We start from the raw sequence: 14440 nt of genomic DNA on the forward strand, positions 1-14440 counted from the left end.
TCATTCCGCGATGCCGACCACCACCCAGATCCCGGCCACCCCGCCCACCGTGCACAGCAGCGTCGACAGGGCGGGGTGCCGGTGGTGCGCCTCCGGCAGGATCTCGGCGGCGGCCAGGTAGAGCAAAGCGCCGCCGAAGAAGCCCAGATAGGCACCGAGCGGTTCCTCCGGAAGGGTGAACAGCAGGGTGGACGCGGCGCCGACGACGGGCGCGACGGCGTCCGCCACGAGCATGGCCACGGCTTTGCGGCGCTCGTTCCCGTAGAGGCTGGTGAGGGTGTAGGTGTTGAAGCCGTCGGCGAAGTCGTGGGTGACCACGGCCAGCGCCACGGCCGCCCCCATCCCCCCGCCGACCTGGAACGCGGCGCCCAGCGCCACCCCGTCGGCGAGGCTGTGGCCGACCATCGCGGCCGCCGCCGTCAGGCCCACCTGCGGCACCCGGCCCCCGTTCTCGGCGCCGTGCGCGGCCTGCCGTACCGCCAGCAGGCGTTCCACGACGTGGGCGGTCAGGAAGCCGCCCACGAACAGCAGCAGGGCCAGGGGGACGCCGAACACCGGGTCGCCGGCGGCGTGCAGGGCCTCCGGGAGCAGGTCCAGGCCCACCACGCCGAGCATCAGCCCGCCCGCGAGGCCGAGGACCAGGTGGCGGCGGTCGGTGACGCGTTGCGCCGTCCAGCCGCCCGCCAGGGTCATCAGGAACGCGCCCAACGCCACGAGAACCGCCATGTGCCCCTGAATACCGATTGCCGGGCCGGCGCGCACGTGTGCGCGCGGGGCGCGGCCGGACCCGACGTTGACGAGAAGGAGGACCGCTGATGGGCGCGTACGAGCAGGTGGTGGTCGGCGTCGGGGCCCGCGCGGGGGTGTCGGCGGCGGAGGTCCGCGCGCTGGTGGAGGAGACGCTGCGCGCCGCCGGGCTGTCCCCGGCGGCGGTGACGGCGCTGGCCACGGTGGAGTCGAAGGCCGTGGAGCCGGGGCTGGCCGAGGCGGCGGAACGTTTCGGCGTACCCCTGCTGGGCCTGTCCTCCGAGGAGTTGGCCGCGGTGGCGGTGCCGCATCCGGCGGAGGTGGTCCGGGAGGCCACCGGCACCGCCTCGGTGGCCGAGGCGGCGGCGCTGGCCGGCAGCGGCGGCGGGCGGCTGCTGGTGACCAAGCGGAAGTCGGCGGCGGCGACCTGTGCGGTGGCCGCCGTGCCGCAGGCCCACGACCTGCGCCACCACGGGGACGCCGAGGTGGTGGACGCCGGCGCCGGGCTGGTCGACCTGGCGGTCAACGTACGCGCGGCCACCCCGCCGGCCTGGCTCAAGCAGAAGATCGCCGCCTCCCTGGACAGCCTGGCGGCCTACCCGGACGGCCGGGCGGCCCGGGCGGCGGTCGCGGCCCGGCACGGGCTGCCGGTGGAGCGGGTGCTGCTGACGGCCGGGGCGGCCGAGGCGTTCGTGCTGCTCGCTCGCGCCCTGGATGCCGTACGGCCGGTGGTGGTGCATCCGCAGTTCACCGAGCCGGAGGCGGCCCTGCGCGATGCCGGGCACCGGGTGGAGCGGGTGCTGCTGCGGGCCGAGGACGGCTTCCGGCTGGATCCGGCCCTGGTGCCCGAGGAGGCCGACCTGGTGGTCGTCGGCAACCCGACCAACCCGACCTCGGTGCTGCACCCGGCCGAGGACCTCGCCGCGCTCGCCCGGCCGGGGCGGGTCCTGGTCGTGGACGAGGCGTTCATGGACGCGGTGCCGGGCGAACGCGAGGCGCTGGCCGGGCGGACCGACGTGCCGGGGCTGGTGGTGCTGCGCAGCCTGACCAAGACCTGGGGCCTGGCCGGGCTGCGGATCGGCTACGTGCTGGCGGAGCCGGAGGTGATCGCCCGGCTGGCGGCGGCGCAGCCGCTGTGGCCGGTGTCGACGCCGGCGCTGGCCGCCGCCGAGGCCTGTGTGACGCCGCGGGCGCTGGCGGAGGCGGCGGCCGCGGCGGAGCAGATCGCGGTGGACCGGGCCCATCTGCTGGCCGGCCTCGCGGAGTTCGAGGAGGTCTCGGTGTGCGGTGCGGCGCAGGGGCCGTTCGTGCTGATCCGGGTCGAGCGGGCGGCAGAGGTACGGACCCGGCTGCGCGCCCTCGGCTTCGCCGTGCGGCGCGGGGACACCTTCCCGGGACTCGACCGGTCCTGGCTGCGGCTGGCCGTGCGCGACCGGGCGACGACGGGCCGGCTGCTCCAGGCCCTGGACCACGCACTCGCCCTGACCTCGCCGTGACCTCGCGCTGACGTCGCCGTGAGCCCCGGCCCGGCCTCGCCCTGAGCCCCGGCCTGCACGCCCGGCGCCCGGCCCCGGCCCCCCGGACGGAGCAGCGTTCCCCCATCCGGATGGCGGGGGGCACGGGCGTGCGACAGTATCCCCGGGGGGCCGGTATCGACATCCGGCCATGAGCAGGGGGAACACATGAGGACGTCCGCCAGGATCGGGGCGGCCGTAGCGGGTCTGGCCGTCGTCGCGGGGGGTGTCCACGTCGCACCGGAACTGCTGGGCAAGGACGGTGCGTCCGCCGAGCAGCGGCTGTCGGGCGACGCCGGGGCGGCGGACGGCGGCCGGGGCAGGGCCGAGGTGCCCGCCGACGCGCGGCCGTTCACGCTGGTCGCGACCGGGGACATCATCCCGTACCCGTCGATCGTCCAGCGGGCCGCGGACGACGCGGGCGGCAAGGGGCACGACTTCCGCAAGATCCTCGCGGGGATCAAGCCGATCGTCTCCGCCGCGGACGTGGCGATATGCCACCACGAGATACCGTACGGCGCCCCGGGCGGCCCCTACACCGGCTACCCGACCTTCAAGGCGCCGCACGACCTGGCCGACGCCCTCAAGGACACCGGCTACGAGAGCTGCTCGACGGCCTCGAACCACACCCTCGACGCCGGTTACGAGGGCCTGGCCCGCACCTTGGAGCACCTCGACCGGGTCGGGGTGAAGCACGTGGGCTCGGCCCGCGGCGCCGACGAGGCCAAGGCCCCGGCGCTGCTGGGCGGGGGCGGTGCGAAGATCGCGCAGCTGTCGTACACGTACGGCACGAACGGGATCCCGCTGCCCCAGGACAAGCCCTGGTCGGTCAATCTGATCGACAAGGACCGGATCGTCGCCGACGCCCGCGCCGCCCGGAAGGCCGGCGCGCACGTGGTGGTCCTCAGCGTCCACTGGGGAACCGAGTGGCAGACCGCCCCCGACGAGCAGCAGCGGGAGCTGGCGCAGGCGCTGACGGCGTCGCGGACGGACGGGCTGCCCGACATCGACCTGATCATCGGTACCCACAACCACGTGCCGCAGCCCTACGAGAAGGTCAACGGCACGTGGGTGGTCTTCGGCATGGGCGACCAGGTCGCCAGCTTCGTGCCCGAGGACAAGAAGCGCGGCAACATCTCGTCCGTCCCCCGCTTCACCTTCGCCCCGTCGGCCGCGCATCCGGGCCGGTGGGAGGTGGTGAAGGCGGAGTACTTCACCCAGTACTCCGACATGGGGCCGCCGTTCCGCGTGGTCTGCGCGTCCTGCGCCGCCTCGGACGGGGCGCTGTCGGCGGCCAAGAAGAGCGAGTACGCGGCCGTCGACCGGCAGGTCTCCGAGGCCGTGCTGTCCCGCAGGGCGGGTGAGCAGGGGCTGGTGAAGGCCACCCGGTAGGCGCCGCCGGCCGGGCGTGCCCGGTCGGGGCCCCGGTCAGGCGTGCCCGGTCGGGGCCCCGGTCAGGCGTTGCCGCGGCCTCGGCTGCGGGTCAGGACGAGGGCGCCCGCGCCGGCGCCGAGCAGCAGGAGGGCGCCGCCGGCCAGGTAGGGGGTCAGCGAACTGCCGCCGGTCTCGGCGAGGTTGGCGTGGGTACCGGAGGCCACCGGTGAGGTGCCGGCCGGCTGGGCCTTGACCTCCACCGGCTCGTCCCCGGCGTTCGTCGTCCCCTTCGTCGTCCTCCCGGGCGCCGCGGGGGCCTCGCAGCGGGCCTCGGCCAGGACCACTTCGCCGTCGACCTGGGCGACGTTCAGCTTGAGGGGGTTCACCGACACCTTCAGGCGCAGGGCGGCCGCCGCGGCCGTGGTGGAGGTGGTGGTGGCCTCGGACAGCGCCAGGCCGACCTCGCCCACCCCCGGCACCTCGACCCGGGTCGGGCCACCGGCGGAGAGCGTGACCTTCTTGCCCAGCACGGTCACCGCACCGAGCACGTCGGAGGTGGCCACGGGCTGCCGCCCGGCCTCGCACACGGCCTTGGAGGTGACGTTCTCGACCTCGATCAGGGACAGCACCGGCAGCCCCGGGACGTGCACCCTGGCCTGTGCGAGCTCGACCTCGGCCTGGGCCTGCCGCTCGTCGGCGGTGGCCTTCGAGGTGGCCACGTCCGCGCGCAGCACGGTGACGGGCCGGCCCTGGTCGACCCCGTCGAGACGGACGGTCAGCGCGGTCTTCTCGGCCCGGGCGGGGGCGTCGACCTGGTTCAAGGTGGTCTGCAGCGGCAGGTGGACGGCCTTGTCGAGCAGGCCGACGTCCAGGCCGGCCCGCAGGACGACGGCGCTCGCCTTCCCGCCGGCCGAGGGCGGGGTGCCGGTCGTGGTACCGGTGGCGTGGGCGGGCGGGGCGGCGAGGAGGGCGACCGCTCCCGTGGCGAGCAGGGCGACCGCGGGCCTGCGGAAGGTGGTGCTGGTCAAGGTGGTGGAACCCCCGGAGAGATGGGTGCCGCGGCGCCGCCCATGGGGGACATGGCGGCGCCGGCGGCCTCGTCCCGGGAATCTTTACGCACGCTGGGTGAACGGGCAGGCACCTGCCGTGAGTTCACTCCAAAGAGGGGTTTTCGCGACATTGTTCGAACTCTGATGCCACAACCGGCGCGGGAGTTCGCTCACGTCACACGCTCCGTGACGAAAGGGCCCGGCGCGGCCCATGTCAACGACCCGCCGGGCCCCGCGTCACGGTCGGCCGTCAACACGGCGCCGGACCCGCACCGCCGTGGCGCGATTCAGGCGTGGATCCGGCCGCGGAGCACCACCCGCAGCGGGTCCGCGAGCGCCCGGACGTCCGCACGCGGGTCCTCGGCGTAGACCACCAGGTCCGCGGGCGCCCCCTCCTCCAGTCCGGGCCGCCCCAGCCAGCTCCTGGCGCCCCACGTCGTGGCCGACAGGGCGTCCACGGCGGGGATGCCGGCCTTGGCCAGTTCCGCCACCTCCGCCGCCACCAGCCCGTGCGGCAGCGAACCGCCCGCGTCCGTGCCGACGTAGACCGGCACGCCCGCGTCCCAGGCGGCGCGCACGGTGTCGTAGCGGCGCTCGTAGAGCCGCCGCATGTGCGCCGACCAGGCCGGGAACTTCGCCTCACCACCGGCCGCGAGCCGCGGGAACGTGGCGATGTTCACCAGGGTCGGGACGATGGCCACCTGGCGCTCGGCGAAGAGGGGAATGGTCTCCTCGGTCAGGCCGGTGGCGTGCTCGATGCAGTCGATGCCGGCCTCGACCAGGTCACGCAGGGAGTCCTCGGCGAAACAGTGGGCGGTGACCCGGGCGCCGAGCCGGTGCGCCTCGGCGATGGCCGCCTCCACCGCCCCGCGCGGCCAGCAGGGCGTCAGGTCGCCGACCTCGCGCTCGATCCAGTCGCCGACCAGCTTGACCCAGCCGTCGCCGCGGAGCGCCTCGCGGGCGACGTGGGCGACCAGGTCCTCCGGCTCGATCTCGTGGGCGTAGTTGCGGATGTAGCGACGGGTGCGCGCGATGTGCCGGCCGGCCCGGATGATCTTCGGCAGGTCCTCGCGGTCGTCGATCCAGCGGGTGTCGGACGGGGAACCGGCGTCCCGGATCAGCAGCGTCCCCGCCTCGCGGTCGGTGAGCGCCTGCTTCTCGCTGGTCACTTCGTCCACCGGGCCGTGGGCGTCGAGGCCCACGTGGCAGTGCGCGTCGACCAGGCCGGGCAGCACCCAGCCGGAGACGGTGGTGATGTCGTCGGCGGTGCGCGGGCGTTCGTAGGTGATCCGGCCACCGACGACCCACAGCTCGTCGCGGACGTCCTCCGGGCCCACCAGGACCCGCCCCTTCACATGCAGCACTTGGCTCACGTCGCTCATGTCCGCACTGTACGCACGCGATCGGTAGGCTCACCTTCGTACCTTCCGACGAAGAGAGCACCACCATGACGCACCCCCTGCTCGACCTGCCCCCGCTGACCGCCGAGCGGTTCGCCGCGATCGAACGGGGGGTGGCGCAGCTGCTCTCGACGGAGCAGGACGTGGTGATCACCCAGGGCGAGGCGCTGCTGCCGCTGGAGGGGTGCATCCGCTCCGGGGCGCGGCCCGGTTCCACCGCGCTGAACGTGGTGACCGGCCCGTACGGGACCACGTTCGGCAACTGGCTGCGGGACTGCGGCGCGCACGTGGTGGACCTGGCGGTGCCGTTCGAGACGGCGGTGACGGCGGAGCAGGTCGCCGAGGCCCTCGCGGCCCGCCCGGAGATCGACTTCGTCTCACTGGTGCACGCCGAGGCGGCCACCGGCAACACCAACCCGGTGGCCGCGATCGGGGAGGCCGTACGGGCGCACGGGGCGCTGTTCATGCTGGACGCGGTCGCCTCGGTCGGGGCGGAGCCGCTGCTGCCGGACGCCTGGGGCGTCGACCTGTGCGTGATCGGCGCGCAGAAGGCGATGGGCGGCCCGGCCGGGGTGTCGGCCGTGTCGGTCTCGCAGCGGGCGTGGGAGCGGTTCGCGGCCAACCCGGCGGCGCCGCGCCGCTCGTACCTGTCGCTGCTGGACTGGAAGGAGCGGTGGATCGACACCGGCCGGGCCGTACTGCCGCACGCCCCGGCCCAGTTGGAGATGCTGGGCCTGGAGGCGTGCCTGGACCGGATCGCGGCGGAGGGCCTGGCGGCGGTGCAGGCCCGGCACGCCGCGGCGGCGGCCGCGACCCGGGCGGGCGCGGCCGCGCTGGGCCTGGCCCCGTACGTGCCCGTGGCCGCCGAGGCCGCGCCGGTGGCCACGACGCTGCGCGTCGCGGACGCCTCGGCGGTGGCCGCCAAGGCCGTGGCCGCCGAGCCGGACGCCCCGCTGGCGGCCGGCGGCGGCGCGCTGGCCGGTTCCATGCTGCGGGTCAACCACTACGGCCCGGCGGCGGCCCTGCCCGTGGTCCGCACCGCCCTGACGGCCCTGGCCACCGCGCTGTCGGCCGACCCGGGCCCGGCGCTGGCGGCGGCGACGGAGGCATGGGACGCGCAGGGCTCTCCGGCCGCCTAGGCGCACGGGGCGCCGCGCCGCCGGCCCGTAGGCCGCCCGCCGCGCAGGCCGCCCGGCCAGGGTCAGCCCGCGAGGGCGTCCAGGAGGCGGTCCACGTCCGCCTCGGTGGTGTAGAGGTGGAACGACGCCCGCAGGGAGCCCGCCCGGGCCGCGGTCTGGATGCCGGCCGAGGCCAGGGCCGGCTGGCGGTCGGCGAGGCCGGGGACGGAGACGATCGGGGCGGAGCCCGGGACCGGGGCGAGGCCGAGCCGGTCCAGGCCCGCCCGGTAACGCGCGGCGAGGGCGGTGTCGTGGGCGTGCACGGCCTCGACGCCGATCCGCTCCAGCAGGTCCAGCCCGTGCTCGGCGGCGGCGTAGCTGAAGAAGGCCGGGGACTCGTCGAACCGCCGGGCGCCGGGCGCCAGTTCCGGCATCGGCCCGTACGTCGCCTCCCACTTGGCCGCCGCGTTGACCCAGCCGGAGTGCAGCGGGGTCAGCGTCTGCTGGGCCTCCTCGGAGACGGTCAGGTACGAGACCCCGCGCGTGCCGAGCAGCCACTTGTAGCCGGCGGTGACGGTGAAGTCGTAGGGGGAGGCCTCGAACGGCAGCCAGCCGGCCGCCTGCGTGGCGTCCACCAGCATCCGCGCCCCGGCGGCGGTCGCCGCCTGCCGGACGGCGGCCAGATCGGCGGCGCGGCCGTCCGCGGACTGGACGGCGCTGAGCGCGACCAGGGCCGTGGACGGGCGGACCGCGTCCGCGACGGACTCCAGCGGGGCGAACCGCACGGTGAGGTCGTCGCGCACCACGAACGGGTTCATCACCGAGGCGAAGTCGCCCTCGACGCAGAGCACTTCCGCGCCCGCGGGCAGCGAGGCGGCGACCAGACCGACATGGGTGGAGACCGCGGAGCCGGTGCTCACCCGCTCCGGGGCCACTCCGACCAGCCGGGCGAACCGTGCGCGCACCCGGTCCACCTGCTCGAACGTGTCGTGCCCGGCCACCCCGGAACCGGCCGCCTCGACCGTCGCCCGCACCTCGGCGACGGCGGCCAGCGGAAGGAGCCCGCTGGTGGCGGTGTTGAGGTAGGCGGTGGTCGGGGCGAACTCGGCGGGGGCCAGAGGGGCGAGTCGAAGATCCATGACCCCACTCTCACCCACCGACCACCCAAAGTCCATTGCTTAGTTTTTCAGGCGATCTCAAAGGATTGCTTATAGGACTCAGGGTTGCGGGACCGCGCAACTGCCGTCCGGCTCGCAGGCGTCGGCTGCCGGGGCCACCTCGGTCACCGTGCGGCCCGCCCAGGCCTGCTCCAGCGCCTGGGTGAAGACCTCGGCCGGCTGGCCGCCGGAGATGCCGTAGCGGCGGTCGAGGACGAAGAACGGCACGGCGTTGGCGCCGAGCTCGGCCGCCTCCCGCTCGTCGGCGCGCACGGCGTCGGCGTACGCGGTGGGGTCGGCGAGCACCTCACGCACCTCCGCCTCGTCCAGACCGGCCGCCACCGCGAGCCGGAGCAGCGTGGCGGAGTCGTAGACCCCGCTGCCGTCGGCGAAGTTGGCGCGGAAGGCGAGGTCGAGCAGCTCCCCCTGACGGCCGCGGGCGGCGGCCAGGTGCAGCAGCCGGTGGATGTCGAAGGTGTTGCCGTGCAGCCGGTGGTCGGTGCTGTACGCCAGCCCCTCCGCGCGGGCGGTGGCGGCGACGTGCTCCTCCATGCCGCGGGCCTCGTCGAGCGTGCGGCCGTACTTCTTGGCGAGCATCTCCACGACGGGCGCGGTGTCCCCGGGGGTGCTGTGCGGGTCGAGCTCGAAGGAGCGGAACACGACCTCCACCTCGTCCCGGTGCGCGAACGCGGCCAGCCCCTTCTCGAACCGGGCCTTGCCGATGTAGCACCACGGGCAGGCGATGTCGCTCCAGATCTCGACGCGCATGTTCCTTCTTCTCCTGACGGTGTCCGACGTGCCGCTGTGGCGGCCCCTGGCACAACAGCGCGCCGGAGCGTCTCATTCCGTGGGCAGGGCGGGAACCGTCAGCCAGAGCGTCAGATGGGTGCCGCCCGACGGGGGCGCGGCGGGGTCGGGGCGCCAGCCGTGGCGGGCGTAGAAGGCCTGGGCCCGCAGGTTGTGCTCGTAGACCTCCAGGCGGGCCCGGGTGACCCCGGCCCGGCGCCAGGCGGCGAGGCACGCGTCGTGGAGGGCGGTGCCGGTGCCGTGGCGCCAGCGGTCGGGGTCGACGTGGAGCTGGGTGAGGGTGGTGCCGTCGGCGTCGGTGCGGAAGGCGGCCACCCCGGTGAGCCGGCCGTCCTGCTCGGCGCACAGCACCGCGCCGGTCGTCCGGGCGACGGCCCGGGCCCAGGCCTCACGGGTGCGGGTGAGCTCGGCCTCGCCGGCGTAGGCCTCCTCGGGGATGTGGCCCTGGTAATAGGTGGCGCGCGCCCGGGCGTGCAGGGCGGCTATGGCGTCGAGGTCGGCGGCGGTGGCGGCTCTGATCATGGAGGGGAGAACGCGCCGGGACCGTCGCGCGGTTCCCGGCGCGCTCCGGCTACTTCTTCTTCAGCCAGGCTTCCATCATCTTCTGGGCCACCGGCGCGGCCAGCCTGCCACCACCGATCTCGGAACGGTCGGTGTCGGAGTTCTCGATCACCACGGCGACGACGACCTGCTTGCCGCCCAGCTTGCCGTACGAGGTGAACCAGGCGAGCGGCGGCAGGCTGTTGTTGACACCGCGCTGGGCGGTACCGGTCTTGCCGCCGACCTCGGCGCCGGACACCTGGGCGGGCTTGCCGCCGCCCTCGCTGACGACGGTGCGCATGGCGTCGCGCAGCATCGAGGCGGTGCGCTCGCTCATCACCTGGGTGGACGGGGCGTTGCGCAGGCTCTCCAGCACATTGCCGTTGGAGTCGGTCACGTCGGTGACCATGTGCGGGGAGACCAGCTTCCCGCCGTTCTCGATCGCGGCCGAGACCATGGCCATCTGCAGCGGCGTGGCCTGGACGTCGAACTGGCCGATACCGGTCTGCGCGACCTGGTCGACCGACATCTTCTTCGTCGGGTACTTGCTCGGCGGGTCGGTGCGGACCGGGGTGTCGATCTTCATGTTGAAGCCGAGCTTCTCCGCCATCGCCCGCATCTTGTCCTGACCCAGCTTGGAGGCGAGCTCGGCGAACACGTTGTTGCAGGACAGCCGCAGCGCGGTGCGCAGCGAGACGTTGTTGCAGGCCGGGGTGGCCGCCTCGCTCTTGAGCGGGGTGGTGGTGCCGGGGATGACGTACGGGTCCTGCACGCCGGTCGGCGCGTCGATGGAGGAGAACAGCCCGTTCTCCAGCGCGGCGGCCATGGTGACCAGCTTGAACGTGGAGCCGGGTGCCTGCGGCTTGCGCAGCGCCACGTTCTCCATGGCCTTGCCCTGGTCGGCGGACAGCTCCTCCCAGGCCTTCCCGTCGTTCGCACCGGTGATCCGGCCCGGGTCGAAGGACGGGTTGTTGACGAGCGCGAGGATCTCCCCGGTGGCCGGGTCGATGGCGGCGGCCGCGCCCTGCTTGCCCTGGAGCGCGTCGTAGCCGGCCTTCTGCACGTCCGGGTCGATCGTGGTCAGCACGTTGCCCGGCTCGGCGCGCCGGTTGGTCAGGACGTCCATGAAGGTCTTCAGGCGGTTGTCGCTGCCGTTGAGGATGTCCTCGTAGACCCCCTCCAGACCCTTCGCCCCGTACACCTGCGAGCTGTACCCGGTGACCGGGGCGTACAGCGGGCCGTCGGTGTACGTCCGCTTGTACGCGAAGTCCTTGCCCCCGGTCGGCTGCGAGCCCGTGACGGCCTGCCCGCCCACGATGATGTTGCCGAGCGGGTTCGCGTACTTGGCGATGGTGTTCCGTCGGTTGTTCTTGTCGTCTGCGAGGGCCTGGCCTTCGTACGCCTGCACCCAGGTGACCCGCACCAGCAGGGCCAGCACCAGGAGCATGCAGAAGACCGACGCACGCCTGATCGTCTTGTTCATCCTTCTGGATGACGTCACAGACGTCGCATCCGTTCCGCTCTGCCCGGATTGTGGCCGGGTTCTCAGCGTTTCTTCATGAGGAAGCCTCCTTCGTAGGCGGCGATCACCGCCTGGGTACGGTCCCGGGAACCGGTCTTGGCCAGCACCGAGGCCACATGCGTCTTGACCGTCTGCGGCCCCACCCCGAGCCGCTCGCTGATCTCCTGGTTGGACAGTCCGCCGCTCATCAGCCGCAGCACGTCCGCCTCCCGCTCGGTGAGCCGGGCCACCCACGGCGCCGCGGGTCCGGACGCGGCCGCGTAGGAGTCGGCCAGGGCGCGTACGGCGGAGGGGAACAACAGGGTGTCGCCCCGGGCCACCAGCCGCACCGCACCGATCAGCTCCTCCGGGTCGGCCCGCTTGAGCAGGAACCCGGCCGCTCCCGCGCGCAGCGCGTCGTAGACGTAGGAGTCGTTGTCGAAGGTGGTCACCACCAGGATCCGCGGCGGGTCCGGCATGCCGGCGCGTATCTGCTCGGTGGCCCGGATCCCGTCGATCTCCGGCATCCGCACGTCCATCAGCACCACGTCGGGCTCCAGCGACCGGACCACGGAGACCGCCTCGGCCCCGGTGACGGCCTCGCCGACGACCTCCAGCCCGGGCTCGGCGTCGAGGATGACCCGCAGGGCGGTGCGGACCATCCGCTCGTCGTCGGCGAGGACGATGCGCAGCGGCGGCCGGCTCACCGGGCACCTCCCCCGAGAGGCAGGACGGCCCGCAGCCGCCACCGGTCCCCGGCGGGCCCGGCCTCGACGCTGCCGCCGAGCAGCGCGGCCCGCTCCGCGGCCCCGCGCAGCCCACGGCCTCCGGTGGTGCGCCCGCCCTCGGAGGCCCCCGGGGCGGCGGGCGGGTTGGTCATGACGATCTCCAGTGCACGGGTGTCCTCCTCCCGCACCGCGAGGTGCAGGTCCACCGGCCCCCCGGCACCGTGCCGCAGGGCATTGCTCAGTCCTTCCTGGACGATCCGGTACGCCTCCCGGGAGACGATCGCCGGCAGGACCTCCCAGCTCCCGGCCGGGCCGGGGTCCTCGTGCGCCGCCACCACCGCGCCGGCCGCGCGGGTCCGCGCGATCAGCCCGGCCAGGTCCGCGCCCAGGGTCGGCGCGGGCGCCGCGTCGGGCCGGGCGGCGTCCCCGTCCCGCAGCAGGCCCAGCACGGTGTCCAGCTCGCCCACCGTGCGCCGGGTGGTGTCCTCGATGGCGGCCAGGGCCTCCCGTACGAACTCCGGGTCACGGTCCAGCACCCTGCGCGCGGCGGCCGCCTGGAGCGTGACCGCGCTGAGGGCGTGCCCCACCGCGTCGTGCAGCTCCCGGGCCAACCGGTTGCGCACGGCGAGGTCGGCGGCCCGCTCCTCGGCCGCCGCCAGCCGCTCCGCCGTGCTCGGCCCGAGCAGGACGGGCGCGGCCCGGGCCAGCAGCGCCCCCGCTCCCACGGCGGCCCCGACGAGGACGGCCACCACCAGCAGCCCGGCCGGCACCGCCGGCCACGCCCCGGCCTTGTCGGCGAACCCCGCCATGTCCAGCCCGACCTGCTGCTCCCGGTCGAGCAGCGGCAGGACCAGCAAGGTCACCGCCAGCGGCGGCCCGGCCAGGCTGAGCCCGCTGACCACCGCGCCCAGGCCCAGGTGCAGCGTCCACCACAGGGCGGTCCGCCCCCGTGCGGCCCAGGACCCGGCCGGCCCCTCGGCCAGCCGCTCCCCCGGCACCCCGCACAGGGCCCGTACGGCGGCCACCGCCAACGGCCGCACCAGCGGCAGCAGCGCGCTCACCGTGGCCAGCGGGAGGGCCACCGCACAGCCGGCCAGCAGGGCCGGCAGCGAGGTGAGCACGTCCCGCGGACCGCCCAGCGTCGCCAGCACCACCGAGGCGAGCAGCAGGTAGGGCATCAGCAGGGCGCCGCCGAGGACCAGGTGGACCCAGCGCCGCCCCGCCCGGGCCACCGACGCCCGGCTCACTCCGCGCTGCGGGCGGTCAGGAACCGTGCGACGACGGCGGCGGCCAGCATCCCAGTGATCATCTGGCCAGCGTAGGTGAGCAGCAGGACCGTGGTGGCCTCCTTGGCGGCGTCGCCCCCGGGTATGAGCGCGGCCAGGCCCGTCCACCCGCCCCAGGCCGCCGCCGCCGAGCTGCCCACCCAGGCCAGCGCCAGGGGCGTCCGGGCGCCGCGCCCCCGGCCGAAGGCCAGCAGCAGCGCCCCGGCCGCGCCCGCGAGGGCACACAGCGCCTGCGCGCTCCCCACGACCGCGGTGTCCGTCGTACGCTCCGCCGCCAGCGCCGCGGTCAGCCCGGCCGTGCCGCCGAGGGCCCAGTGGAGCTGGGTCCCGGCGTAGGCCACCGCTCCCACCGCCGCGCCCACCGCCAGCGCCCGCGGCCCGGCCGACAGCCCGGCCGTGCGCCGCCAGAGGTGCCCCCAGCGCTCCTTCGCGTAGGGGACGAAGAGTCCGGCCAGTGCCAGGGCCTGCACGGTGAAGCCGGTGTACACGACGGTGAACACCCAGTCGTCCAGGAAGACTTCGCCCCCGGCCGCCGGGGCGGCGGTGTCGGTGCCGATGCCGACGGCGTGCAGCAGGGTCTGCGCCGGGAACGCGGCCAGGATCGGGGTCAGCAGCCCGCAGGCCACGAAGCCGGGCACGAGCAGCAGCCAGCCGGGTATGCGGCGGCCCCAGGGCCGGGTGAGCGCCAGGACGAGGACGACGAGGGCGACGTCCATCAGCATCGTCACGGCATTGACGCTCAGGACGAGCGGACCGGCCGTGCGCAGCCGGCTGCCTTCGGGTATGCCGAGGTGACTGCCGGCCATCCACGCCACCTTCAGCCCGATGTACGGGAGCGTGGCGACGATCGCCGTGGCGCGCAGCACCCGCCGGACCCGCCCCAGCGGGACGGGAACGGCCGGGGCGGAGGCCGCGGGCGCGGCAGGGCCGACCCGGGTGGCGGGAGCGGCCGGGGCGGCAGCGCCGGCAGGAGCGGCCGGGGTGGCAGGAGCAGGAGAGGCGGTCGGAGCAGGAGAGGCGGTCGGAGCAGGGGAGACGGCAGGTGCAGGGGAGACGGCAGGTGCAGGAGAGACGGCAGGTGCAGGAGAGACGGCAGCACCCGCCGGACCCGCCCCAGCGGGACGGGAACGGCCGGGGCGGAGGCCGCGGGCGCGGCAGGGCCGACCCGGGTGGCGGGAGCGGCCGGGGCGGCAGCGCCGGCAGGAGCGGCCGGGGTGGC

Annotated in this window: 12 protein-coding genes and 1 pseudogene; 3 read left to right on the forward strand and 10 right to left on the reverse strand. The window is 75.0% G+C overall.

Annotated elements, in window-relative coordinates; all coding sequences use genetic code 11:
- Positions 1 to 726 carry a ZIP family metal transporter gene (locus EF918_RS10860; RefSeq protein WP_125644217.1) on the reverse strand — a complete coding sequence of 242 codons (726 nt, stop codon included), beginning with the start codon at positions 724 to 726 and terminating at the stop codon, positions 1 to 3.
- A gap of 89 nt (positions 727 to 815) precedes the next feature.
- On the opposite strand from EF918_RS10860, the gene cobC reads away from it, so the two are divergent.
- Together cobC and EF918_RS10875 are read left to right on the forward strand one after the other, a co-directional pair.
- Positions 816 to 2243 (forward strand): Rv2231c family pyridoxal phosphate-dependent protein CobC, encoded by a 1428-nt coding sequence (cobC, locus tag EF918_RS10865; RefSeq protein WP_125644219.1) that lies wholly within the window; start codon positions 816 to 818, stop codon positions 2241 to 2243.
- Between the two features lie 186 nt (positions 2244 to 2429).
- Complete coding sequence (locus tag EF918_RS10875; RefSeq protein WP_125644221.1) at positions 2430 to 3653, forward strand: CapA family protein; 1224 nt, start codon at positions 2430 to 2432, stop codon at positions 3651 to 3653.
- Between the two features lie 62 nt (positions 3654 to 3715).
- On the opposite strand, the gene EF918_RS10880 is transcribed toward EF918_RS10875, so the two are convergent.
- Both EF918_RS10880 and EF918_RS10885 read right to left on the reverse strand, forming a co-directional pair.
- Positions 3716 to 4663 carry an SCO1860 family LAETG-anchored protein gene (locus EF918_RS10880; RefSeq protein WP_125644223.1) on the reverse strand — a complete coding sequence of 316 codons (948 nt, stop codon included), beginning with the start codon at positions 4661 to 4663 and terminating at the stop codon, positions 3716 to 3718.
- A gap of 308 nt (positions 4664 to 4971) precedes the next feature.
- Positions 4972 to 6066 (reverse strand): amidohydrolase family protein, encoded by a 1095-nt coding sequence (locus EF918_RS10885; RefSeq protein ID WP_125644225.1) that lies wholly within the window; start codon positions 6064 to 6066, stop codon positions 4972 to 4974.
- Positions 6067 to 6131: 65 nt separating this feature from the next.
- On the opposite strand from EF918_RS10885, the gene EF918_RS10890 reads away from it, so the two are divergent.
- Complete coding sequence (locus EF918_RS10890) at positions 6132 to 7223, forward strand: alanine--glyoxylate aminotransferase family protein (protein WP_125644227.1); 1092 nt, start codon at positions 6132 to 6134, stop codon at positions 7221 to 7223.
- Positions 7224 to 7285: 62 nt separating this feature from the next.
- Here EF918_RS10890 and EF918_RS10895 read toward each other — a convergent pair whose 3' ends face one another.
- The 7 genes and pseudogenes from EF918_RS10895 to EF918_RS10925 form a co-directional block, all read right to left on the reverse strand.
- Positions 7286 to 8341, reverse strand: a complete 1056-nt coding sequence (locus EF918_RS10895; protein WP_125644229.1) for an aminotransferase class V-fold PLP-dependent enzyme — start codon at positions 8339 to 8341, stop codon at positions 7286 to 7288.
- A 78-nt stretch (positions 8342 to 8419) separates the two neighbouring features.
- Positions 8420 to 9127, reverse strand: a complete 708-nt coding sequence (locus EF918_RS10900) for a DsbA family oxidoreductase (protein WP_125644231.1) — start codon at positions 9125 to 9127, stop codon at positions 8420 to 8422.
- A gap of 72 nt (positions 9128 to 9199) precedes the next feature.
- Positions 9200 to 9709 (reverse strand): annotated as a pseudogene (locus tag EF918_RS10905) (N-acetyltransferase family protein); the annotation flags it as partial.
- Positions 9710 to 9737: 28 nt separating this feature from the next.
- Positions 9738 to 11189 (reverse strand): penicillin-binding protein 2, encoded by a 1452-nt coding sequence (locus tag EF918_RS10910; RefSeq protein WP_125644235.1) that lies wholly within the window; start codon positions 11187 to 11189, stop codon positions 9738 to 9740.
- Positions 11190 to 11251: 62 nt separating this feature from the next.
- Positions 11252 to 11869: a response regulator transcription factor gene (locus tag EF918_RS10915; RefSeq protein ID WP_260610057.1), complete on the reverse strand. Its 618-nt coding sequence runs from the start codon at positions 11867 to 11869 to the stop codon at positions 11252 to 11254.
- A gap of 41 nt (positions 11870 to 11910) precedes the next feature.
- Complete coding sequence (locus EF918_RS10920; protein WP_312847825.1) at positions 11911 to 13182, reverse strand: histidine kinase; 1272 nt, start codon at positions 13180 to 13182, stop codon at positions 11911 to 11913.
- Positions 13179 to 14087, reverse strand: coding sequence for a hypothetical protein (locus tag EF918_RS10925; protein WP_260610056.1), 909 nt, complete (start codon positions 14085 to 14087; stop codon positions 13179 to 13181). Before EF918_RS10925 ends, EF918_RS10920 begins: the two co-directional genes overlap by 4 nt.
- Positions 14088 to 14440: the final 353 nt, after the last annotated feature.

Source organism: Streptomyces sp. WAC06614 (genome assembly GCF_003949795.1).
Classification (GTDB): domain Bacteria; phylum Actinomycetota; class Actinomycetes; order Streptomycetales; family Streptomycetaceae; genus Streptomyces.

What these genes read in the sequence shown, in the direction of transcription:
- EF918_RS10910 (WP_125644235.1), bottom strand. Translation starts at nt 11,189, where the DNA reads ATGAACAAGACGATCAGGCGTGCGTCGGTCTTCTGCATGCTCCTGGTG.
- EF918_RS10890 (WP_125644227.1), top strand. Translation starts at nt 6,132, where the DNA reads ATGACGCACCCCCTGCTCGACCTGCCCCCGCTGACCGCCGAGCGGTTC.
- EF918_RS10915 (WP_260610057.1), bottom strand. Translation starts at nt 11,869, where the DNA reads ATGGTCCGCACCGCCCTGCGGGTCATCCTCGACGCCGAGCCCGGGCTG.
- cobC (WP_125644219.1), top strand. Translation starts at nt 816, where the DNA reads ATGGGCGCGTACGAGCAGGTGGTGGTCGGCGTCGGGGCCCGCGCGGGG.
- EF918_RS10900 (WP_125644231.1), bottom strand. Translation starts at nt 9,127, where the DNA reads ATGCGCGTCGAGATCTGGAGCGACATCGCCTGCCCGTGGTGCTACATC.
- EF918_RS10860 (WP_125644217.1), bottom strand. Translation starts at nt 726, where the DNA reads ATGGCGGTTCTCGTGGCGTTGGGCGCGTTCCTGATGACCCTGGCGGGC.
- EF918_RS10875 (WP_125644221.1), top strand. Translation starts at nt 2,430, where the DNA reads ATGAGGACGTCCGCCAGGATCGGGGCGGCCGTAGCGGGTCTGGCCGTC.
- EF918_RS10885 (WP_125644225.1), bottom strand. Translation starts at nt 6,066, where the DNA reads ATGAGCGACGTGAGCCAAGTGCTGCATGTGAAGGGGCGGGTCCTGGTG.
- EF918_RS10895 (WP_125644229.1), bottom strand. Translation starts at nt 8,341, where the DNA reads ATGGATCTTCGACTCGCCCCTCTGGCCCCCGCCGAGTTCGCCCCGACC.